Source organism: Pantoea sp. GM01 (assembly GCF_000282675.1).
GTDB lineage: Bacteria > Pseudomonadota > Gammaproteobacteria > Enterobacterales > Enterobacteriaceae > Pantoea > Pantoea nemavictus.
Genome location: NZ_AKIU01000046.1, coordinates 14,971 through 36,963, shown reverse-complemented (window position 1 = coordinate 36,963; position 21,993 = coordinate 14,971). Strand labels below are relative to the sequence as shown.

The window sequence follows — 21,993 nt, the reverse complement described above, 5'->3', positions numbered from 1 at the left end:
GGATAGTTTAGCGCGGTGCGGCCAGGCCCAGTCGCTCACCGCGATAGCTGCCATTAAGAATCGCCTGCCACCATTGTGGATTCGCCAGGTACCACTGCACCGTTTTGCGAATGCCACTTTCAAACGTTTCCTGCGGCGTCCAGCCCAGCTCACGTGCAATTTTGCTGGCGTCGATGGCGTAACGTAAGTCGTGTCCGGGACGATCGCTGACAAAGGTAATTAAGTCACGATAACGAGCGAGATGTGGTGCTCGCTGCTGGGGGGCCAGTTCATCCAGCAAATCACACAGCGTTTCCACCACCTCAAGATTGCGTCGCTCATTATGGCCGCCGATATTGTAGGTTTCACCTACTTTGCCGCTGCTGACAACGCGATAAAGCGCTCGCGCATGGTCTTCCACATACAGCCAGTCGCGAATCTGGCTGCCATTGCCATATACCGGCAACGGTTTACCGGCCAGCGCATGGATGATGGTGAGTGGGATCAACTTCTCCGGGAAATGATACGGACCATAATTGTTAGAGCAGTTGGTGATGATCACCGGCAAACCATAAGTGCGCAGCCAGGCTCGTACCAGATGATCGCTGCTGGCCTTAGTGGCTGAATAAGGGCTACTTGGCGCATATGGCGTCGTTTCGGTAAAGAAATCGTCACTGCCGTGCAGGTCGCCAAACACTTCGTCGGTAGAGATGTGATGCAGAATAAAGCCTTTTTTGCGCTCATCCGCCATGCCATTCCAGTAATGACGCGCCGCTTCCAGCAGTTGATAGGTGCCAACGATATTGGTTTCGACGAAGGCAATTGGGCCGTCAATTGAACGATCGACATGACTTTCCGCCGCCAGGTGCATGATGCAATCCGGCTGGTACTGCGTCATCACGCGATCCAGTTCGGCACGATCGCAAATATCCACCTGCTCGAAGGCGAAACGCGCATCCTGCTGTATCGGCGCCAGCGAGGCCAGATTGCCTGCGTAACTCAGCTTATCGACCACCACAACGCGATGGTCAGTGCTTTCAATCAGAAAACGTACCAGCGCCGAACCGATAAATCCTGCACCACCGGTAACCAAATACTGATTCATCGCCAGACACCTTTAGTATCGACGATCCACGGCTGCGCAATCTGTGTAGCATCAACCGCGCGGAACTGCGCGTGATCGACCAACATCACCAGAATATCCGCCTGTTGCAGCGCCTCTTCGGTTGCGACTAACGTGGCTTCGTGCGCCAGACGCTGCGGGATGGCCGTTACGTGCGGTTCAACCACCCAGGTTTGACCGCTGTGCCATTCGGCAATCAGATGAGCCACCGTCATCGCCGGACTTTCGCGCAGATCATCAATATTCGGTTTGAAGGCCAGCCCAAAGCAGGCAATGGTGACGTCGCTGGCGCGTTTGCCGCTGGCGGTAAGGCACTCCGCCAGCGCCTGTTTTACCTGATCCAGCACCCAGCCGGGCTTGGCATCATTCACTTCACGCGCGGTACGAATCAGTCGCGCCTGCTCGGGATTTTGCGCCACGATAAACCAGGGATCGACGGCAATACAGTGACCGCCCACGCCCGGCCCAGGCTGCAGAATATTGACGCGTGGATGGCGATTCGCCAACGCAATCAGCTCCCACACGTTGATGCCTTGCTCTGCACAAATCAGCGACAGCTCATTGGCAAACGCGATATTCACATCGCGGAAGCTATTTTCTGTCAGTTTGCACATCTCGGCGGTGCGCGCATGGGTTTCCACGCATTCGCCGCGCAGGAAAATGCGGTACAGCTCACTGGCCCGCGCGGAACAGGCTGGCGTCATACCACCAATCACGCGATCGTTTTCCAGCAGTTCGACCATCACTTTGCCGGGCAATACGCGCTCCGGACAGTAAGCGATAAACACGTCGCATGCATCACCGTGCTGCGGAAAGCGCAGGTCCGGACGCGCCGCCGCCAGCCACTCAGCCATTTGCTCAGTTGCGCCGACTGGCGACGTCGATTCGAGAATCACCAGATCGCCCGCCTTTAATACCGGCGCAATGGACAACGCGGCGGCCTGCACATAACTGAGATCCGGTTGATGGTCGCCGATAAACGGCGTGGGTACCGCAATCAGAAAAGCATCGGCGGCTTCTGCCTGCGTAGTGGCGCGCAGATATCCGTCTCGCACCGCGTCGCGCACCACATCACCCAGCTCAGGTTCAACGATATGGATATCGCCGCGATTAATGGTTTCGACAGCGCGGCTATTAATATCCACGCCCACGACTTTTTTTCCCCGTGAGGCAAAAACGGCCGCCGTTGGCAGCCCAATATAGCCCAGTCCGATAACGGAAATGGTTTCAAAACGCATGGTTATACTCTGTGTTGTTTTAGGGCCTGCAAGATGCGCGCGCAGGCATGACCATCGCCATACGGGTTGTGCGCGCGGCTCATTGCCTGCCAGGCTTCATCATCCTGTAATAGCAGGCTGACTTCCGCGACAATCTTACTGATATTAGTGCCCACCAGCTTCACCGTGCCGGCTGCAACGGCTTCTGGCCGCTCGGTGGTATCGCGCATCACCAGCACGGGCTTGCCGAGCGATGGCGCTTCTTCCTGTATGCCGCCAGAATCAGTAAGAATCAGCCATGAGCGGTTCATCAGCCAGACAAACGGCAGATACTCCTGCGGTTCAATCAGGATGATATTATCAATGCCGCTCAGAATGCGGTTTACCGGCTCGCTGACGTTAGGGTTGAGATGTACCGGATAAACGATTTGCACCTCTGGATGTTGGCGCGCTATCTGCGCCAGCGCGCTGCAAATACGTTCGAATCCGTCGCCAAAGCTTTCGCGGCGGTGGCCGGTGACCAGAATCAGCTTTTTGTCCTGGTCGAGGAACGGATAGCGCGCCGCAAGGCGAGCGTTAAGATCGGCATCATCAAGCACGCGATCGCGTACCCACAGCAGCGCATCAATCACCGTGTTGCCGGTAACGAAGATACGCGCATCGGGCAGATTTTCGCGTAACAGGTTCTGCCGCGAATTTTCCGTCGGCGTGAAGTGGTAGCTCGCCAGATGTCCGGTAAGCGTACGATTGGCCTCTTCTGGCCACGGCGACAGCAGATTACCCGTGCGCAGGCCCGCTTCTACATGACCAACAGGTATTTGGTGATAAAACGCCGCCAGGCTGGCAGCAAACGTGGTGGTGGTGTCACCGTGCACTAACACCACATCTGGCTGAAAATCAGCTAATACGGTTTTCATGCCCTGCAAAATGCGGCTGGTGATCTCCGTCAGCCCTTGCTCGGGGCGCATGATATTCAGATCATAATCGGGCTGCAGCTGAAACAGACGCAGCACCTGATCGAGCATTTCACGATGTTGAGCGGTGACGCACAAGCGCGACTCGAACGCAGCATCCTGCGCCAGCGCCTGCACCAGCGGAGCCATTTTGATCGCTTCAGGACGCGTGCCAAATACGGTCAGAACTTTCACATGACTTCTCTTAGTGGCTCGTTGGTAACGTTAAACGCGGACGACGCACCAGCGCCACTCCCGCACCGACCAGCGCGCCAATGACGCCCCACATGATCATCATAAACAGACGACGCGGACTGTCGCGCGATACCGGCTCTTCCGGCGTGCGCAGATAGCGATAAGTCTGGAATTGTTTATCCAGTCGCGGTCCGGTCTGCAGCGTACTCAGCATCGCTCTATTTTGATCATAGCTTAAATCGTAAGCAGGTCCGCTGGCTTGTAGGGTATCGAGTTGTGCCTGCAGCATTTGCTGCCCTAACAGGAAACGATCGCTATCTGGTAATGATTCACCCGTTGCCGGTGCGCGATTCTCTTTAATGCCCTGCTCGCTCGCCACTTTCAATGCCTGCTCAATACGCTGGCGTTGACGCGCAAACACCGCCTGCGCCACTTCTTGCTGACGATTAACCTGCGACTGCAGCTGCACGCTGCGTGCCTGCCAGGCACCTTTCAGCTCCGCGTTCAGATGACGCGCCGCACGCTCGCTGGCGTACGCAATATATTGACGCAGCAGATTGTTAGCATCACCGGCGGTTTCGGCAACCAGCTTGATGTTGTCCAGGATATTGCGCGCCGGATCGGCCGCCGTGAACTGGATGTTGGTGATCAAGTCATCGAGCAACGCCGCATCATTGTGCGCATTGCCGCTTTTACGACTTTTGAAGTATTCAGTCTGCTGCCAGAAATCCCGACGCGTATCCCATGATGCCAGTTGCATGGTGAACTCTTGATAAACCTCATCCATTACGGTCGGCGCGGGTGAACTGAGATTGAGCGTATTGGTGCGGACATCCAGATTATTGAGGAATTGCTGCTGAACAAAGAAATCACCTAGCATATTCACCGTTGGACGATCGGTGACCGCAGTAGTGCTCCACGCCTGCTTCATCAACATGGAAGCCAGCCATGCCAGCAGTGCAAACAGCACGGCCAGGCCAACAATCCAGCGCTTGCCACGCCACAGCGTGCAAGCGAGGCCACGCATATCCAGTTCGTTCTCCACAATGGCAGAGTTCATAAAAAATCCTTATTTGGGCGCTTACCGGGAGTAATTTTTACCCGAAGTGGCTTTGTTCCAACGACGTTTAATACGACGCAATCGACGAGCCATACGCCAGGCGTGCTTAATGCAGTAGCCATAAAGAAGAAATGCCATTAAGAACAAGACGAGCATCACCCATTCAGGAATGAACGCCAGATATTCACCTAATACGCCAATCCCGGCTAACAATGCAGCAGCGACAGTAATCAGCAAAAAAGCTTGTCGGGATGAAAATCCAGCTCGCATGATGAGATGATGAATGTGTTGTCTATCTGCAGAAAAAGGGCTCATGCCTTTGCGTAAACGACGGTACATGATCGCAATCATGTCCATTAAAGGTATCGCGATCAGCCAAAGTGCGGTGACAGGGGTAATTGGATGGCTCAGTCCCTGGGTCGTCTCTAACAATATCCAGATAATCGTAAAACCGATCATGGTACTGCCAGCATCCCCCATGAAGACTTTGTAACGCCGTCCCAGGAATCCCAGATTAAGCAGGATATAAGGAATGGTGGCGGCAATCATGGCGAAGCACCACATCGCAAGACTAACCATTCCATCAAAATAAAGAATGATCCCCATGGCACCAAAGGTGACGCATGATAATCCACCGAGTAAACCGTCGATGCCGTCAACCATGTTGAATGCATTTATAGCGGCCCAGACGGCAAAAAGCGTGAGGACGTACCCAAATGGGCCAACGATAAATTCCACTGGGCCAACGATAAATCCGAGGCTCAGCAGATACAGCTTGGCGCCAAACATCATCACAACAGCAATAACCGCCTGCACAAAAGCGCGAAACTTGACGCTAATATCGAAACGATCATCCAGAGCGCCCACCAGCACCAAAATTCCTGCGCAGATCAGGTAGAGAAATCCATTTGGCATATATGATTTGGTAATCAAAAAGGCAAAACAGACACCTGCATAAACAGAAATCCCGCCAACTAATGGAATAACACCTTGATGTCTTTTCCTTAAATTAGGCTTATCCACCAACCCAATCTTTTTCGCCACTTTGCGAGCAATAAAGATAAAGGCTAAAGAGAAAAGAAAAGTTAGGCCAAGCTCTGTACTCATAGTGAGTAAATTCACGTTAATGCTCTCAGCTAAAATCGTGGACAACAATATGCAAAATGCCAGCTATTGCCGTTCATCCCTATTCCGAATTTTGCTGCAGAAAAATCCGACAGCTTAAAAAATCAGCAAATTTCTGCCGCAGTCATTATAAATGCTTCCTGCTGGGCTAATCCTAATGCCCATAAATAAAAAACGCCACGTTAAGACGTGGCGTTAGCAATAATTCCTGGCAAATTGTGCGAAGAGCCGCTTGGCTTAGCGGCTCTACACATGCAACTTATGAACGCTTCATCATATCGAAGAATTCGTCGTTGGTTTTGGTCATAGCCAGTTTATTGATGAGGAACTCCATTGCGTCGATTTCACCCATAGGATGGATGATTTTGCGCAGGATCCACATCTTCTGCAGCTCTTCCTGAGTGGTGAGCAGCTCTTCTTTACGGGTACCTGAACGATTGTAATCAATCGCTGGGAACACACGCTTCTCAGCGATTTTACGCGAGAGGTGCAATTCCATGTTACCTGTACCTTTAAACTCTTCGTAAATCACTTCGTCCATCTTCGAACCGGTATCAACCAGTGCGGTGGCGATAATGGTTAGGCTACCGCCCTCTTCCACGTTACGTGCCGCGCCGAAGAAACGCTTTGGACGATGCAGGGCGTTGGCATCCACACCACCGGTCAAGACTTTGCCTGATGCAGGTACCACAGTGTTATAGGCACGCGCTAAACGAGTGATGGAGTCGAGCAGGATGATGACATCTTTTTTGTGCTCAACCAGACGCTTGGCCTTCTCAATCACCATCTCAGCAACCTGCACGTGACGTGAAGCTGGCTCATCAAAGGTAGAAGCGATGACTTCACCTTTAACCAGACGCTGCATCTCGGTCACTTCTTCCGGACGTTCGTCAATCAGCAGCACCATCAGCAGGCAATCTGGATAGTTGTAGGCAATGCTCTGCGCAATGTTCTGCAGCAGCATGGTTTTACCCGCTTTCGGCGGCGCCACGATCAGACCACGTTGACCACGACCAATCGGCGAAGCCAGATCCAGCACGCGTGCTGTCAGGTCTTCAGTCGAGCCATTACCGCGCTCCATACGCATGCGTTTGCTGGCATGCAAAGGCGTGAGGTTTTCGAACAGAATCTTGTTGCGCGCGTTTTCCGGCTTGTCGTAGTTAACTTCGTTAACTTTCAACAGCGCAAAGTAGCGTTCACCCTCTTTTGGCGGACGAATCTTGCCAGAAATGGTGTCACCAGTGCGGAGGTTGAAGCGGCGGATTTGGCTAGGAGAGACGTAGATATCATCGGGACCGGCGAGGTAGGAGCTGTCTCCAGAACGGAGGAAACCAAATCCGTCCTGCAGTATCTCCAGCACACCATCACCAAAGATGTCTTCGCCGCTTTTTGCGTGCTGTTTCAGGATAGAGAAAATAATATCCTGCTTGCGCATACGCGCCTGGTTTTCCAGCCCCATATTTTCGCCGAGGGTAATCAGCTCAGAAACCGGCGTATTCTTTAATTCGGTAAGATTCATAGTGATGGGTTCTTAAACTCGGGGTAATTCTCGAAATGATTGTCGTGAGTGGTATGGCAAAAATTCCATGCCTGTTAATGGCTCTTTTTCAACTCAGCTCGACGATTATCGTCAGATGTGGCGATAGGAAACGAGGAGACGGTCGAAAGATGATGCCGAATGTGCTAGTCATCAGATTGCCAAACCACGATAACGTTCATTGCGAGTAGGGTCTGACAAGGGAAAACTTAGATGCAAACTACAAGGTAAGAGCGTAATGCAGTGAACTCAACTTAACACGCTTAAAGTGAGACGTCCAGCAGTGGCGAAAAAATTCACCACTGCGGAACAAACACCGCGCCGGGCTTAGGCCAGGTTGGCGTTCAGGAACTCTTTTAACTGGCCTTTAGACAGTGCGCCAACCTTGGTTGCCGCCACTTCGCCGTTCTTGAACAGCAGCAGAGTTGGGATACCGCGGATGCCATATTTAGGCGCAGTACCCGGGTTGTCATCAATGTTCAACTTAGCGATGGTAAGCTTACCTTCGTACTCTTCGGCGACTTCGTCGAGGATTGGGGCGATCATTTTGCAAGGACCACACCATTCAGCCCAGAAATCTACCAGAGTGACACCGTCTGCTTTCAGTACGTCTGTGTCGAAACTGTCATCGGTCAAGTGAACGATCTTATCGCTGCTCATGTTTAACTCCAAAAGATTGTGCCTGGCGAATTGGCGTAAATTATACCAACGTAGGTTGACTTTATTTCATCGGATACGCTTTCGTAAAGCGCTAGTAAGCTGATATTCTACCACACTATGAGCAAAACACACTTAACTGAACAGAAGTTTTCCGACTTCGCCCTGCACCCTCAGGTGGTAGAAGCCCTTGATACCAAAGGCTTTTCTAACTGCACGCCTATCCAGGCGCTCGCGTTGCCTTTTACGCTTTCAGGGCGTGATGTCGCGGGTCAGGCGCAAACCGGTACCGGCAAAACGATGGCGTTCCTGACGTCAACGTTTCATTATCTTCTTTCTCATCCTGCCGCAGAAGGTCGCCAGATCAATCAGCCACGTGCGCTGATCATGGCCCCAACGCGTGAGCTCGCCGTACAAATTCATGCCGATGCTGAACCGTTAGCGAAGGTAACTGGCTTAAAGCTGGGCCTGGCTTATGGTGGCGACGGCTACGATAAACAACTGAAAGTGCTGGCAGATGGCGTCGACATCCTGGTGGGCACCACCGGACGTCTGATCGACTATGCCAAGCAGAACCATGTCAACCTTGGCGCCATTCAGGTTGTTGTGCTGGATGAAGCCGATCGCATGTTCGATCTCGGCTTTATTAAAGACATTCGTTGGCTGTTCCGCCGCATGCCGCCGGCCACCCAACGCCTAAGTATGCTGTTCTCTGCCACCTTGTCTTACCGCGTGCGTGAATTGGCGTTTGAGCACATGAACAACGCCGAATACGTGGAAGTGGAACCCGAGCAGAAAACCGGCCATCGCATTAAAGAAGAGCTTTTCTACCCTTCTAACGAAGAGAAAATGCGCTTGCTGCAAACGCTGGTTGAAGAAGAGTGGCCCGATCGCGCCATTATTTTCGCCAACACCAAACATCGCTGTGAAGACATTTGGGGCCATTTGGCTGCCGATGGTCATCGCGTCGGTCTGCTGACCGGTGATGTTGCACAGAAAAAACGTTTGCGCATCCTCGACGATTTCACCAAAGGTGATGTCGATATCCTGGTCGCTACCGACGTCGCCGCACGTGGTCTGCACATTCCTGCGGTAACGCATGTGTTCAACTACGATCTGCCAGACGATCGCGAAGACTACGTACACCGCATTGGCCGTACGGGCCGCGCGGGAGCCAGCGGTCACTCCATCAGCCTGGCGTGTGAAGAGTATGCGCTGAACCTGCCGGCGATTGAAGAGTACATTGGCCACGGTATTCCGGTCAGCAAGTACAACAGCGATGCATTGCTAAACGAACTGCCACCACCGAAGCGCCTGCAACGCAGCCGCACAGGAAACGGTCCACGCCGTGGCGGTAACAACAGTAACCGTCGCAGCGGCGCGCCGCGCAATAGCAACCGTAAGCGTTCAGGTTAAGCACACCATGCTAAGCGCATCGTCACTTTATGCAGCGATTGATTTAGGTTCTAACAGCTTTCATATGTTGGTGGTGCGCGAGGTGTCTGGCAGTATTCAGACCGTCGCGCGGATAAAACGCAAAGTGCGTCTGGCAGCCGGTCTCGACAAAGCCAATCATCTCTCTGCAGAGGCGATGCATCGCGGCTGGCAGTGTCTGAAGTTGTTCTCCGAACAGCTGCAGGATATTCCCCCGGAACAGATCCGCGTGGTGGCAACCGCCACGCTGCGCATTGCAGAAAATGCGCAGGATTTTCTCGTTACCGCTGAACAAATTCTTGGCTGCCCGGTGAATGTCATCAGCGGCGAAGAGGAAGCGCGCCTTATTTATCAAGGTGTTGCGCATACTACTGGCGGTTCCGATCAGCGTTTAGTGGTTGATATCGGCGGCGGAAGCACAGAACTGGTGACCGGCGAAGGCTCGCACGCTACCACGCTCTTTAGCTTATCGATGGGCTGCGTAACCTGGCTCGAACGCTATTTCAGCGATCGTCATCTGGCGAAAGAGAATTTCGAGCAAGCTGAAACGGCGGCGCGTGAGATGATCCGCCCAGTAGCCGCTGCGCTACGCGAGAAAGGCTGGCAAATCTGTGTGGGTGCATCCGGTACCGTGCAGGCGCTGCAGGAAATTATGATGGCGCAGGGCATGGATGAGCGCATCACCCTGAGCAAGCTGCAGCAGCTGAAACAGCGCGCGATTCAATGTGGCAAGCTGGAAGAGCTGGAAATTGAAGGATTGACGCTAGAGCGCGCATTAGTCTTCCCCAGCGGATTATCGATCCTCATCGCCATCTTCCAGGAACTCAGCATTGAAGGTATGACGCTGGCTGGCGGCGCACTGCGCGAAGGTTTAGTGTATGGCATGCTGCATCTGCCGGTTGATCGCGATATCCGCAGCCGCACGCTGCAAAATGTGCAACGTCGTTTTGCCATTGATATTGAGCAGGCTGGTCGCGTACGTCAGCTAGCAGAGAGTTTCTTCCGTCAGGTGAGCAGCAGCTGGAAGCTGGATAACCGATGTCGCGACCTGTTGCTGAGCGCCTGCTCAATCCACGAAATTGGCCTGAGCGTCGATTTCCGTCAGGCACCGCAGCACGCCGCCTATCTGATTCGTCATCTTGATCTTCCTGGTTTCACTCCCGCACAGAAAAAAATGCTGGCTTGCCTGTTGCAGAATCAAAGCGGCAGCATCGATCTCGCGTTACTGACGCAGCAAAATGCCGTTCCACCACGTATGGCGGAGCGATTAAGTCGTCTGCTGCGTTTAGCGATTATTTTCTCGAGTCGTCGCCGTGATGACACTTTACCGGCCGTGCGTTTGCAGGCGGACGATGATGCGTTGCATCTGACGCTGCCAGTAGGGTGGCGCGAAGCGCATCCGCTGCGTTCCGAGCTGCTGGAGCAGGAGAGCCATTATCAGTCATATGTGCACTGGTTGCTGACCATCTCCTGATTTGGAATGTGCTTGCAGTCCCCCTCCTCGGTCCTCCCCCATAAATGGGTGAGGAAGATGCTGCTATATGTGAGTTGGGAGCTGCATGTGGCAGCGTCTCCTTCCCCCGCTTGCGGGGGAAGGCCGGGATGGGGGGCAGCTAGCACCTTACCCCTTCTTCGCGTTCTCAAGCATCGCCCTTAACCCGGCAACGCGCGTCTGTCCGGTCTTCACACGCTCTTCTGCACTCACCACTTTTTTCTCACGCTCCCACACCACATCGTCCTGCGGGAGTTCCAGCAGGAAGCGGCTCGGCTCCGGGCGCATCAGTTCACCGTACTGGCGGCGTTCGCGGCACAGCGTAAAGGTCAGCTCTTTCTGCGCGCGCGTAATGCCCACATACGCCAGACGACGCTCCTCTTCGATATTGTTCTCATCGATGCTGCTCTGATGCGGCAATAACCCCTCTTCCATGCCGACCAGATAGACATACGGAAACTCCAGCCCTTTTGACGCGTGCAACGTCATCAGCTGCACCTGATCGAGCTCCTCGTCGCTCTCACCGCGCTCCATCATGTCGCGCAGCGTAAAGCGCGTCACCACCTGCGCCAGCGTCATCGGTTCGTTCAGTTCGTCCCCTTCCAGCATCTCGGTCATCCACTGAAATAGCAGGTTGACGTTCTTCATGCGCATCTCAGCCGCTTTCGGGCTGGGAGAGGTTTCAAACAGCCAGCTCTCGTAATCAATGCCGCGAATCAGGTCGCGCACCGCATTAACCGGCTCGCGTTCCGTCAGCTGGATAATCTCATTCAGCCAGTGCGTGAAGCGCTGCAGATGTTCCAATCCGCGCCCGCTCAGCGTTTGCTCCAGGCCCATATCAAAGCTGGCGTGATACAAGCTTTTATTGCGCAAATTGGCCCATTCGCCCAGCTTTTGTAGCGTTGCCGGACCAATCTCCCGACGCGGCGTATTCACGATGCGCAGAAACGCGCTGTCATCTTCCTGATTGGTCAGCACGCGCAGATAAGCCAGTAAATCCTTGATTTCCGGACGCGAGAAAAACGAGGTACCGCCGGAGATGCGATAAGGAATACGGTTCTGCATCAACTGCTTCTCAAACACGCGTGACTGATGGTTGCCGCGATAGAGAATGGCGTAATCTTTGTAGGCGGTTTTGTTGATGAAGTGATGCGCAATCAGTTCGCCGGCCACGCGCTCCGCTTCATGATCCTCATTATTGGCACTGAGCACCTTCAGCTCGCTGCCCTGCCCCAGTTCTGAGAACAGGCGCTTCTCAAAGACGTGCGGGTTGTTGGCGATAAGGATGTTGGCCGATTTTAGGATGCGCTGCGTCGAGCGGTAATTCTGCTCCAGCTTCACCACTTCCAGCGCCGGGAAATCCTCTTGCAGCAGCACCAGGTTTTGCGGTCGCGCACCACGCCACGAGTAGATTGATTGATCGTCATCGCCCACGACGGTAAAGCGCGCCCGCGCGCCGACCAGCAGCTTCACCAATTCGTACTGGCTGGTGTTGGTATCCTGATATTCGTCCACCAGCAGATAGCGAATACGCTGCTGCCAGCGTTCACGCACTTCCTGATTACGCTGCAGCAGCAGCGTCGGCAGCGCGATTAAATCGTCGAAATCCAGCACGTTGCAGGATTTCAGATGTTGGTCGTACAGCTGATAACAGTGGGCAAAAATCTGGTCGCGCTGCGATTTGGCCAAACCCGCTGCGCCCTGGGGATCGACCAGATCGTTCTTCCAGTTGGAGATAGTTGAAATCAGCTGCTGTAACAGCGTCTTATCTTCTTCCAGCCACTGTTTGGTCAGGTCTTTCAGCAGCGCCAGCTGATCCTGATCGTCGAATAGCGAGAAGCTGGATTTCATTCCCAGCGCTTTGTACTCGCGCTTGATGATCTCAAGTCCCAGCGTGTGAAACGTTGAAATCATCAGGCCGCGCGCCTCTTTGCGCCCCAGCGTTTGCGCCACACGCTCTTTCATCTCGCGCGACGCTTTATTGGTAAAGGTCACGGCGGCGATATGGCGCGCCTGATAGCCACACTCGCGGATCAGATGGGCGATTTTATTGGTGATCACGCGGGTTTTACCTGAACCCGCACCGGCTAGCACCAGACAAGGACCGGTGACAAATTCGACAGCGCGTTGTTGGCCGGGGTTTAGACGCATAACGGAATTCGCTCAGTTGATTCGAAAGAAAGGTGGGTATAATGCTCGCGCGACGATTATACACAACGAGACAAAATGATGGCGAAAACCGCGGCGGCTTTACATATCCTGGTGAAAGAGGAAGCGCAGGCAAAATCCTTGCTGGCCCAGCTGGAGAAAGGCGCAAACTTTCAGCAACTGGCGAAAAAGCACTCTACCTGCCCCTCTGGCCGCAACGGCGGCGACTTAGGTGAATTTCGCAAAGGGCAAATGGTGCCGGCATTTGATAAGGCGGTCTTCACCTGTCCGCTGCTGCAACCTTACGGACCGGTGAAAACCGCCTTTGGTTACCACATCATCAAAGTGCTGTGGCGTAACTGATCACTTCTGATTCTTCATCTGCTGCAGCACCTTACTGCACTGGTTGTCGTCCGTATCGCTTGGCGAAATCAGCGCAACCAGTGCTGCGGCCGGTGCGACTACGGCACCCAGCGCAATCGCTGCGGCACCGCGCGCAATCAGCGGTCCGGCTTTCACCCCGGCATCCGGATTTTTGAAGGTGCCGCGCACATATAACGGCGAACGCAGCGTGATGATGCGAATCCCTTTACTCTCCGGATTAATCGACAAGTCCATACGTTCGTTGGCGAAGTTGACGTTGCCGGTCACGTTGATCACCGCATTCTCGGTATCCAGCAGGAACAGCTTCGGCGTTGCCAGGCCCTGACGAATGTTCAGATCGGTCGCCGCGCAGTTGATCTTCACCTCATCATCGCCAAACAGTTTCCCCACCACATAATTCCCGACGTTCAGGCCCGCAATCTCCATCAGGCTGCGGCTAATCAAGCCATCATTCATCAGCAGTTTCATTTCGCCATTGCTGGTGCCCAACAGATCCGCCACCGAGTTGCCGGTGCCGCTCAGCGTGGCGTCGCCATTCAGCTGACCCAAACTGTTTTGCATCGCGGTGACATCCGGGAACAGCTGACGCAGACGCAGTTTACGCGCATGCAGATCGGCGCGTCCGCGCATCGGGCTGCGATCGCCTTCCAGATGAATGGTGGAGTTAATGCTGCCGCCCGCCATACCGAAGCGCAGCGGATCGAGCAGCAGGTCGCCATTCTTTAGCTGTACATGCGTGTAAAGATCGCTCAACGGCAGCTTGCTGCTGTGTTCGATGCGCTTGCCGCTGAACTTCACGTCCGCATCCATCACGTCCCAGCTTTTGGTATCGAACTTGTCATGCGGCAACACGCGGTCGGCGGGCTGCGCTGCAGCTTCACCGCGCTGCGCTTTCGCCTGCTGCGTCTTCTCGCTGCCTTTACCTGAATCGACGCCAATCAGCGGCCCCAAATCCGCCATGCGCAGCTGGTTCGAAGTGAGTTCACCGGTTAAGGTTGGACGCGGTTTGCCCTGACGATAGCTGAGCGAACCGTGAATATCGCTGTCGCCGATATGGCCGTTAAACTTCTCGTAGCGGAACAGCGGCCCTTTCTCCTCGTTGAAACGCGCAATCAAATGACCGTCGGTTTCATACGGTGGCGTATCGGGCAGTAATACGCCCGTCAGGCCATACAGGTTCGCCAGCGTGTCACCGGAGAAGCGCAGGCGCACATCCAGGCCGCCGAGATTGAGCGGATCTTGCAAGGTGCCGTCAATGCGCACGCGCGTGCTGCCATTACGCACATCCGCCTGCAGCGGGAACGGCGTGGTTTTACTGCGCAGCGATAACATGCCGCCAATTTTGCCGTCACCCTCCAGCTTCTCATTGTTGTAGGTGCCGTTCGCCTGCCAGCCAAAGACAAAATCACCCGCGCCTTTTTGCTGGTCGTTACCGCCCGCCACCTGTGCGTACGGCACCGGTTTGCCCAGTGGGTTGATGGTGACCGTGACATCGGCTTTATTGATGGCATCGCGATAACGTACCTGCCCTTTATCGAACAGAATGTTGTCGAGGCGGAAGGACCAGGCAGACGGCGCGGCATTCGCCTTGCTGTTATCGCTGCTGGCTAAATCGAAGGTCCAGTTGTTCTTTTTGTCCGCGGTTTGCACCAGCCGCGCGTCGGGCTGCTGCATCTTTATCCACGGCAGGTAGATCTGCTTATGCAGCAACGCCAGCGGCGCGATCGTCGCTTCTACCCGCTGTAAATGCACCATGGTAACTTCAGGAACCGTCGGCGGATTGCCCAGCATCACATCATCGGCATGTACCTGCGGCCACGGCACCCAACTGCGCCAGCCGGGCTCCTCGCGATTGCGCACCCAGGCCACGCCAAGATCGCCGCGAATAGCGAAAGGACGATTGAGTTCAGCAGAAACTTTCTGATTTATCGTTGGTTTTAGGCGGTTCCAGTCAAAGGTGGCGATGATCACCACAATCACTACAACCAATAATAAAAAAATCCCGACCACCCAGCTCAGGATCTTTCGGGTACGTGACATATTGCTTCCTCCTTGCCCTTCCACGTCTCGACTAAGGATAGTCGAGACGCTGCAGAACGGGATCAGGGAAGCTCAAGTGCCATACGTTCCAGCTCGCTAAACGGCACCGGGCGCGAGAAGAAATAGCCCTGCGCCGCCATTGCCGGCGAGCTGCGCACCTGTTGCCACTCCTCTTCAGTTTCCACGCCCTCCACGATAACGCCGTTGCAGTAGCGATTAATTAGCGCCAATAGCATAGAGAACATGGAGCGGCCTTCATCGCTGGCGCGCAGCAGCATAAACAGCTCGCGCGACAGTTTGATGTAGTCATAACGCAGTTCGGTCAACGCGGAGAAGTTCGCCATGCCAGAGCCAAAATCATCCAGCCACAGCGGGCCGAGTTCCGGCATCTTCGCCACCATCTCTTCCTGCGGCAGAGCATGATGTTCGGTGAGTTCAAAGCGCACCCACGGCAACTGCGCGATCAGCGCGCGAATCGACTCATGCTGCTCAATTTCCATCAGCGTTGGACCATCGATATTCACCGAAGCCACCAGCTGACGCTGATGGAAAAAGGGTGACCATGTTATCAGCAGCTCCAGCTGCTCCTGGACGACACCGAGCCGCTGCGCGATAGTCAGGGCTTCAAAATAGTCTTCGGGCGACAGCCTTTTTTCTGGCGCGGAGGGATGCGCTACCGCCGTCAATAATTCAATGGCCAGCAAGCGGCCTGAGACCTGATAAATCGGCTGGAAAGTATAGAATCGTTGGCACTGCTGCCAGAAGAGACGCGTTTCCTGTTGTTGCTCCAGTTCATTTGAAACAGGCAGCCGATGACTCAAATTCTTCATCACCATGGTTTTTTCCTGGTTGGTGTCGAGTGCCTGCAAATAGCATCTCAGCGGCAAGTATCGGCGATCGCAGGGATAACTTTATCGATCTCATTAGTCCCATGAATAGATGAGTGTAACAGCGTGCTTCGCGCTTAATCGGCAAAATAAAACGCGCTTTGGCCGTTAAATCGCCGTAGCACCGGCAGTTCACTGCCTTAAGTTAAATTAAAACATCGTTTTAAAAACCATTGACGACTGCCATACCAGACGCGAGACTAAGGCAGAATTCACTATAGGCCGAAGACCATGACGCAGAAAAAAATCGCCATTATTGGCGAATGCATGATTGAACTGTCCGAAAAAGGTGAGAACATCAAACGCGGTTTTGGCGGCGATACGCTGAACACAGCGGTATATCTGGCCCGTCTGTCGGATAACCAGCAGCTGCGCGTGGATTATGTCACCGCACTGGGTACCGACAGCTTTAGCGATCAGATGATCGCTGCCTGGCAGCAAGAGCAGGTGCAAACCCAACTGATTCAGCGCCTCGACAATAAAATGCCCGGTTTGTACTTCATCGAAACCGATGAACATGGCGAGCGTACCTTCTGGTACTGGCGCAACGACGCGGCCGCCCGCTTCTGGCTGGATAGCGCGCAGGCGGATGACATCTGCCAGCAGCTGGCACACTACGATTATCTCTATCTGAGCGGCATTAGCCTGGCGATTCTGCCGGAAGCCAGTCGCAACAAACTTATGGCGCTGCTCAGCGCCTGTCGTCAGAACGGCGGCAAGGTGATTTTCGACAATAACTACCGTCCGCGTTTGTGGGCCGACCAAGCCAGCGCGCAGCAGGCGTATGCCGAAATGCTGCGCCACACCGATATGGCCTTCCTCACGCTCGACGATGAAGATCTGCTATGGGGCGAGCAGCCGCTGGAAACGGTGATTGCCCGAACGCGCGCCGCCGGCGTGCAGGAGATTGCGATTAAGCGCGGTGCCGACTCCTGTCTGGTGGCCGTCGGCGACGAACCGCTGCGGGAAGTTGCCGCGATCAAGCTGGCGAAAGAGAAAGTGGTCGATACCACCGCCGCAGGCGACTCCTTCAGCGCCGGTTATCTGGCGGTGCGTTTAGCCGGTGGCAGCGCCGAAGATGCCGCGGCGCGCGGTCATCTCACCGCCAGCACGGTGATCCAGCATCGCGGCGCTATTATTCCGCTGAGCGCGATGCCACGCTAATCGAGGTGCGCATGAATGCGCACCCTACGCAGATTGTAAGGTCGTCATTTATGACGACCAAATTCATAAATACCGCTAACAACCTCGCCCCCAAAGTTTGCCTTAACGCAGTATTTTTCCCTGCTAATTTCCACTAATCACTTAGCTCATCCACTTCTGTAACATTACCCGCTGCACCGCTTCAAATACGCTTATCAGAGTGATTTAAATTCAATGTGTTATGCCACTAAAACCGGCCGCCAGGCATAGTCTGAAACTGGCGAAATCGCCGGTTTTCGGCTGGACGTCAGCCGCAAAAGAGACCATGTTTTAATCAATAACAGCAGGATGCTGTGACTCCGGCCGCGAAAAGAATAACGACAACATGACTCGCTCAGGACTGACTTATGCACACAGAAATTATCAATATCTGGCCACACGGTGATGCGCCAGGCGCGAGCGATTCGCGCGCTCAGCCGCAGATCGTCGATCTCGCCAAAGAGTACGAACCTTATGACCGCGCCGCCACCGGCGTGCGTTGCCCGGAAATTGCCCTCTGGCATCCGGAAACCTCGAACGGTATCACGCTGTTAGTCGCGCCAGGCGGCGGTTATCAGCGCGTGCTAATTGACCGTGAAGGCAGCGCGCTCGCAACCTTCTTCACCTCAATGGGCTACACGCTGGCGGTGATGACCTACCGCCTGCCGTACGACGGACATCATGAAGGCCCAGACGCGCCGCTGGCCGACGCGCAGCGTGCGGTGCGCGTGCTACGTGAACGTGCACAGCGCGGCATGAACGGTAAATACATCGTGATGATGGGCTTTTCGGCGGGCGGACACGTTGCCGCCAGTCTCGGCACACGCTTCGGCGATAAACTCTATCCGGTGCAGGATCAGGCCGACAGCTTCTCGCCGCGCCCGGATGCGATGGTGCTGCTCTATCCGGTGATCAGCATGCGTGAAGGTCTGGCCCACGAAGGCGCGCGCACCCGCTTGCTCGGCGCGTGGCCGGATCAAAAGATGATTGAGGCGTATTCCCTGGAAACGCGTGTGCATGCACAAACGCCACCGACGCTGCTGATCCACGCCTCTGACGATGAGTCGGTGTCGGTGAATAACAGCATGGTGTTTTTCAGCGCGCTAAGGGAGCACAAGGTGCCGGTGGAGATTCACTTCTACCAGAAGGGCGGCCACGGATTTGGTATTCGTGGCGTGGCGGACCTTCCGCTCGCCAGTTGGCCGATGCTGGTGACAGAGTGGCTTAGAGCCAAAACGTAATCCACGTCATACTTCAAGCTGCAGCGGCGTTGGCTGCGTGGGCTCACCCCAGTCACTTACTAACGTAAGCTCCTGGGGATTTGCCCACTTGCCGCCTTGCTGCAGCTTGAATTATTTAGGGGATGTCACGAGGAGGGTGGGGATTGTTCCGACGCGCCGGCGCTGTTGTCTGGTTTTACTTCGTCCGGAGTGGCGGGCACGGCAGGCGCGTCAGGCAGCTTCATCACTTTATCCCAGCTTTCCTGCAGCATCTTCACATTGGTCTCGGCTTCACCCTGCGGCTGAATCAGTACCATGGTCAGCTCCTGCGACAGTTGCTGGCGCAGTTCCTGATTTAACTGGTCACGCGTCATTTCGCTGAGGAACGTCTGGCGCAGTTTCTGATACTGCTCTGGCGCAATATCCACCACCGCATTTTGCTGCGAGCGCAGACGCTGTCCCATCAGAATATCGGTATCGGTGCGTGCGTAAGTGGCGAACAGCTTGTTGAGCTCCAGCAGCTTTTGCGCCATCAGCGCATCAAACTCCTCCTGCGGCAATCCTTTATCACGCACCGCCGCCAGCTCTTTCGCCACCTGATTCATATTCTGTGGCAACGAGGCATTCGGGCTGTCCATGTTGATCGAACACTGCGCACGCTGATACAGCACACGGCAGTCAAAGCCAACCTGTACGCTTTGCGCTTTGCTGTCCGCCAGAGCGCGCTGCACGTGCCAGAACAGCGCTTCACGCGCCAAATCGCTCTGCCAGTAGCGCTGCAAATTCTGCGAATCACGGATGGGTTGCCACGCCGTATCCCATACCAGCGACAGGCGATCCTGACTCATCCCGCCATTCACCAGATTAACCGGCTGATGCGGCAGCGGTGAGAGCGTCGGTAACGCAGCAGGCGCCACGCGCTTGCCTTTCAGCGGCGAGAAGGCTTTATTGATCTGCTCCGCCATGCTGCGGCTGTCAACATTGCCGACCACATACAGCGTCATGCCATCGGGCGTATACCACTGCTGATAGAAACTGTTGAGCTGGGCGATATCCACCGGCGCGCGCGGCTGCTCGCCAGGATCGTGCGCCAGCATCGCCGAACCTTTCAGGCGATAGCGCCACCACACATCCTGAGTATTCGTGGGCCAGGTCGCGATCGGATCGGTCGCCGTCAGCGCGGTTGACACCACTTGCTCATTAATCGTCATTTTACCGGCGGTTGCCGCCAGCCAGTTGAGTGCTTCTTTCAACAGATCCGGACGGTTGTTTGGCAAGCTGAGATTGTATTGGGTGTAATCGTACGAAGAGATGGCAGGCGGCAGCGGACGTTGCGGATCCATGGCCTGTTGCCATAGCGCGCGTTGCTGATTGGTGTCCAGCGTGGCGTTATGCACCATCGCCAAACGCGATAAAAGATGGCTGTAGCCGGTTTGTTGTGCGCTCTCCACCAGCGAACCGGTGTTAACAATCAGGCGCAGTTCAATGCGATCGCTGGGACGTTGCGGTGTGGTTAGCAGCTGCCAGCTAAAACCATTGTCCAGTTTACCTTCCTGCCAGGCGGGATCGGGTTGGAGCGTCTCGGCTTGCACGCCAAAACCGGATGCTGCCAGTAGCAATCCGCCAACCAAAAGCCGAATTCTGGTGCCCTGCATGTGAACCCCTACTCAAACAGATCAACGCTCGTTAGCGCGGCATGTTCGGCCACATCTGGGGTGACCGGTGCGGCAGTTTGCCGCCACGTTTATTTAATAACAGACTCTTTGACCACGAGAAGGTCAGGATGTCGCGCAACGAGGCAAAAAATCGGGAAAAAAATCAATGGGGTTTATTATGCAAATGCCCGCTGTCAGGGCAAGCGACAGCGGGCATTTCTCGGCAAATTAACGCAAATAGCCTTTTACGCAGCGGTTTCTGATGCGTTTTTCACCTTTTTCGCTGAAGAAAGCGTCGCGTTCATTTGCTTCTCATCCAGCTGGCCAACCCACTTGGCTACCACAATGGTCGCCACGCCGTTACCGACCAGATTGGTCAGCGCACGCGCTTCCGACATAAAGCGGTCGATACCCAGAATCAGCGCCAAACCGGCTACCGGCAGATGTCCCACCGCCGACAAGGTTGCCGCCAGCACGATAAAGCCACTGCCGGTGACACCCGCTGCGCCTTTAGAGGAGAGCAGCAGCACCACTAACAGCGTGATTTGATGGAACACATCCATATGCGCATTGGTCGCCTGCGCAATAAACACCGCCGCCATGGTGAGATAAATCGAGGTGCCATCAAGGTTGAAGGAGTAACCCGTAGGGATAACCAAGCCCACCACCGATTTCTTACATCCCAGCTTCTCCATCTTATCCAGCATACGCGGCAGCGCAGACTCGGAAGAGGACGTGCCGAGTACGATCAGCAGCTCTTCTTTGATGTAGGCGACAAATTTAAAGATGTTGAAGCCGGCGAAGCGGGCAATCAGCCCCAGCACCACCACCACGAACAGCACGCAGGTGATATAGAAGCAGATGATCAGCTGGCCCAACTGCACCAACGATCCCACACCATATTTCCCGATGGTAAAGGCCATGGCACCAAAGGCTCCGATTGGCGCGAGACGCATAATCATGTTGATAACGCCGAAGATCACTTTCGAGAAGCTTTCGATAACGTTAAACATCACCGTGCCGGCGCTGCCCAGACGATGCAGCGCAAAGCCGAACAGAATAGCGAACAGCAATACCTGCAGAATGTTGCCGCTGGCGAAGGCGCCGACCACGCTATTCGGGATCACATCCAGTAAGAAGGCGACAATGCCCTGCTGCTCCGCCTGCTGGGCGTAAACCGCGACCGCTTTGGCATCCAGCGTGGCCGGATCAACGTTCATGCCCGCACCCGGCTGCACCACGTTGACCACCACCAAACCGATGATCAGCGCGATGGTGCTGACCACTTCAAAGTACAGCAGCGCGACCGCGCCAGTACGTCCAACGGCTTTCATGCTCTCCATGCCGGCAATACCGGTCACCACCGTACAGAAAATAACGGGGGCGATGATCATCTTGATCAGCTTAACGAAACCATCTCCGAGCGGCTTCATTTGTGCGCCTAACTCAGGATAGAAGTGGCCTAACAGGACGCCGATGCCAATGGCAACTATGACCTGCAAGTAGAGGCTTTTTAAGATTTTCATAACAGGTGTCCAGTAAGACGGTTTGCACCGCCATTGTTGTGGAGTAACGCATGCGGCAAGCCGCCAGAAGCGTAAAACCTTACCGATGGCGAGGAAAATAACACCCTGTTAACAAGATTAATATCCCCTAACATTCCTTACAAAAGTTACAAAACTCTAACTATGAACTGAAACGCTTC

17 protein-coding genes are annotated in these 21,993 nt (G+C 54.7%); 5 read left to right on the top strand and 12 right to left on the bottom strand.

Features of this window, described 5'->3' with window-relative positions; all coding sequences use genetic code 11:
• Positions 1–7 precede the first annotated feature (7 nt).
• The 7 genes from rffG to trxA form a co-directional block, all read right to left on the bottom strand.
• Positions 8–1,084 (bottom strand): dTDP-glucose 4,6-dehydratase, encoded by a 1,077-nt coding sequence (gene rffG / locus PMI17_RS13585; protein WP_009127810.1) that lies wholly within the window; start codon positions 1,082–1,084, stop codon positions 8–10.
• Positions 1,081–2,340, bottom strand: a complete 1,260-nt coding sequence (wecC, locus tag PMI17_RS13580; protein WP_009127808.1) for a UDP-N-acetyl-D-mannosamine dehydrogenase — start codon at positions 2,338–2,340, stop codon at positions 1,081–1,083. Before wecC ends, rffG begins: the two co-directional genes overlap by 4 nt.
• 2 nt (positions 2,341–2,342) lie before the next feature.
• On the bottom strand, positions 2,343–3,467 hold the full coding sequence (gene wecB / locus PMI17_RS13575) for a non-hydrolyzing UDP-N-acetylglucosamine 2-epimerase (RefSeq protein WP_009127806.1): 1,125 nt from the start codon (positions 3,465–3,467) through the stop codon (positions 2,343–2,345).
• Positions 3,468–3,477: 10 nt separating this feature from the next.
• Positions 3,478–4,527, bottom strand: a complete 1,050-nt coding sequence (gene wzzE / locus PMI17_RS13570; RefSeq protein ID WP_009127804.1) for an ECA polysaccharide chain length modulation protein — start codon at positions 4,525–4,527, stop codon at positions 3,478–3,480.
• A gap of 21 nt (positions 4,528–4,548) precedes the next feature.
• Complete coding sequence (gene wecA, locus PMI17_RS13565) at positions 4,549–5,634, bottom strand: UDP-N-acetylglucosamine--undecaprenyl-phosphate N-acetylglucosaminephosphotransferase (RefSeq protein ID WP_009127802.1); 1,086 nt, start codon at positions 5,632–5,634, stop codon at positions 4,549–4,551.
• Positions 5,635–5,911: 277 nt separating this feature from the next.
• The gene (gene rho / locus PMI17_RS13560; RefSeq protein ID WP_008105744.1) at positions 5,912–7,171 is read right to left on the bottom strand and encodes a transcription termination factor Rho; all 1,260 of its coding nucleotides are present in this window, start codon (positions 7,169–7,171) and stop codon (positions 5,912–5,914) included.
• A gap of 345 nt (positions 7,172–7,516) precedes the next feature.
• On the bottom strand, positions 7,517–7,849 hold the full coding sequence (trxA, locus tag PMI17_RS13555; RefSeq protein WP_008105741.1) for a thioredoxin TrxA: 333 nt from the start codon (positions 7,847–7,849) through the stop codon (positions 7,517–7,519).
• A gap of 117 nt (positions 7,850–7,966) precedes the next feature.
• On the opposite strand from trxA, the gene rhlB reads away from it, so the two are divergent.
• Both rhlB and ppx read left to right on the top strand, forming a co-directional pair.
• Positions 7,967–9,262: an ATP-dependent RNA helicase RhlB gene (gene rhlB / locus PMI17_RS13550; protein ID WP_009127796.1), complete on the top strand. Its 1,296-nt coding sequence runs from the start codon at positions 7,967–7,969 to the stop codon at positions 9,260–9,262.
• 7 nt (positions 9,263–9,269) lie between these two features.
• Positions 9,270–10,754, top strand: a complete 1,485-nt coding sequence (ppx, locus tag PMI17_RS13545) for an exopolyphosphatase (protein ID WP_009127793.1) — start codon at positions 9,270–9,272, stop codon at positions 10,752–10,754.
• Between the two features lie 147 nt (positions 10,755–10,901).
• Here ppx and rep read toward each other — a convergent pair whose 3' ends face one another.
• Positions 10,902–12,923: a DNA helicase Rep gene (gene rep / locus PMI17_RS13540; RefSeq protein ID WP_009127791.1), complete on the bottom strand. Its 2,022-nt coding sequence runs from the start codon at positions 12,921–12,923 to the stop codon at positions 10,902–10,904.
• Positions 12,924–13,001: 78 nt separating this feature from the next.
• On the opposite strand from rep, the gene ppiC reads away from it, so the two are divergent.
• Positions 13,002–13,283, top strand: coding sequence for a peptidylprolyl isomerase PpiC (gene ppiC, locus PMI17_RS13535; protein ID WP_036621218.1), 282 nt, complete (start codon positions 13,002–13,004; stop codon positions 13,281–13,283).
• On the opposite strand, the gene PMI17_RS13530 is transcribed toward ppiC, so the two are convergent.
• Positions 13,284–15,344, bottom strand: a complete 2,061-nt coding sequence (locus PMI17_RS13530) for an AsmA family protein (RefSeq protein ID WP_009127787.1) — start codon at positions 15,342–15,344, stop codon at positions 13,284–13,286.
• A 62-nt stretch (positions 15,345–15,406) separates the two neighbouring features.
• Positions 15,407–16,180: a cyclic-guanylate-specific phosphodiesterase gene (gene pdeH, locus PMI17_RS13525; RefSeq protein WP_009127785.1), complete on the bottom strand. Its 774-nt coding sequence runs from the start codon at positions 16,178–16,180 to the stop codon at positions 15,407–15,409.
• A gap of 282 nt (positions 16,181–16,462) precedes the next feature.
• Between pdeH and PMI17_RS13520 the strand changes: the two genes are divergently transcribed.
• On the top strand, positions 16,463–17,395 hold the full coding sequence (locus tag PMI17_RS13520; protein ID WP_009127784.1) for a sugar kinase: 933 nt from the start codon (positions 16,463–16,465) through the stop codon (positions 17,393–17,395).
• 386 nt (positions 17,396–17,781) lie between these two features.
• Entirely contained in the window at positions 17,782–18,654 is an 873-nt protein-coding gene (locus PMI17_RS13515; protein WP_009127782.1) for an alpha/beta hydrolase, read from the top strand.
• A 125-nt stretch (positions 18,655–18,779) separates the two neighbouring features.
• Here PMI17_RS13515 and PMI17_RS13510 read toward each other — a convergent pair whose 3' ends face one another.
• Positions 18,780–20,288: a pitrilysin family protein gene (locus PMI17_RS13510; RefSeq protein WP_009127781.1), complete on the bottom strand. Its 1,509-nt coding sequence runs from the start codon at positions 20,286–20,288 to the stop codon at positions 18,780–18,782.
• Between the two features lie 245 nt (positions 20,289–20,533).
• Positions 20,534–21,814 carry a dicarboxylate/amino acid:cation symporter gene (locus tag PMI17_RS13505; RefSeq protein ID WP_009127778.1) on the bottom strand — a complete coding sequence of 427 codons (1,281 nt, stop codon included), beginning with the start codon at positions 21,812–21,814 and terminating at the stop codon, positions 20,534–20,536.
• Between the last annotated feature and the right edge of the window lie 179 nt (positions 21,815–21,993).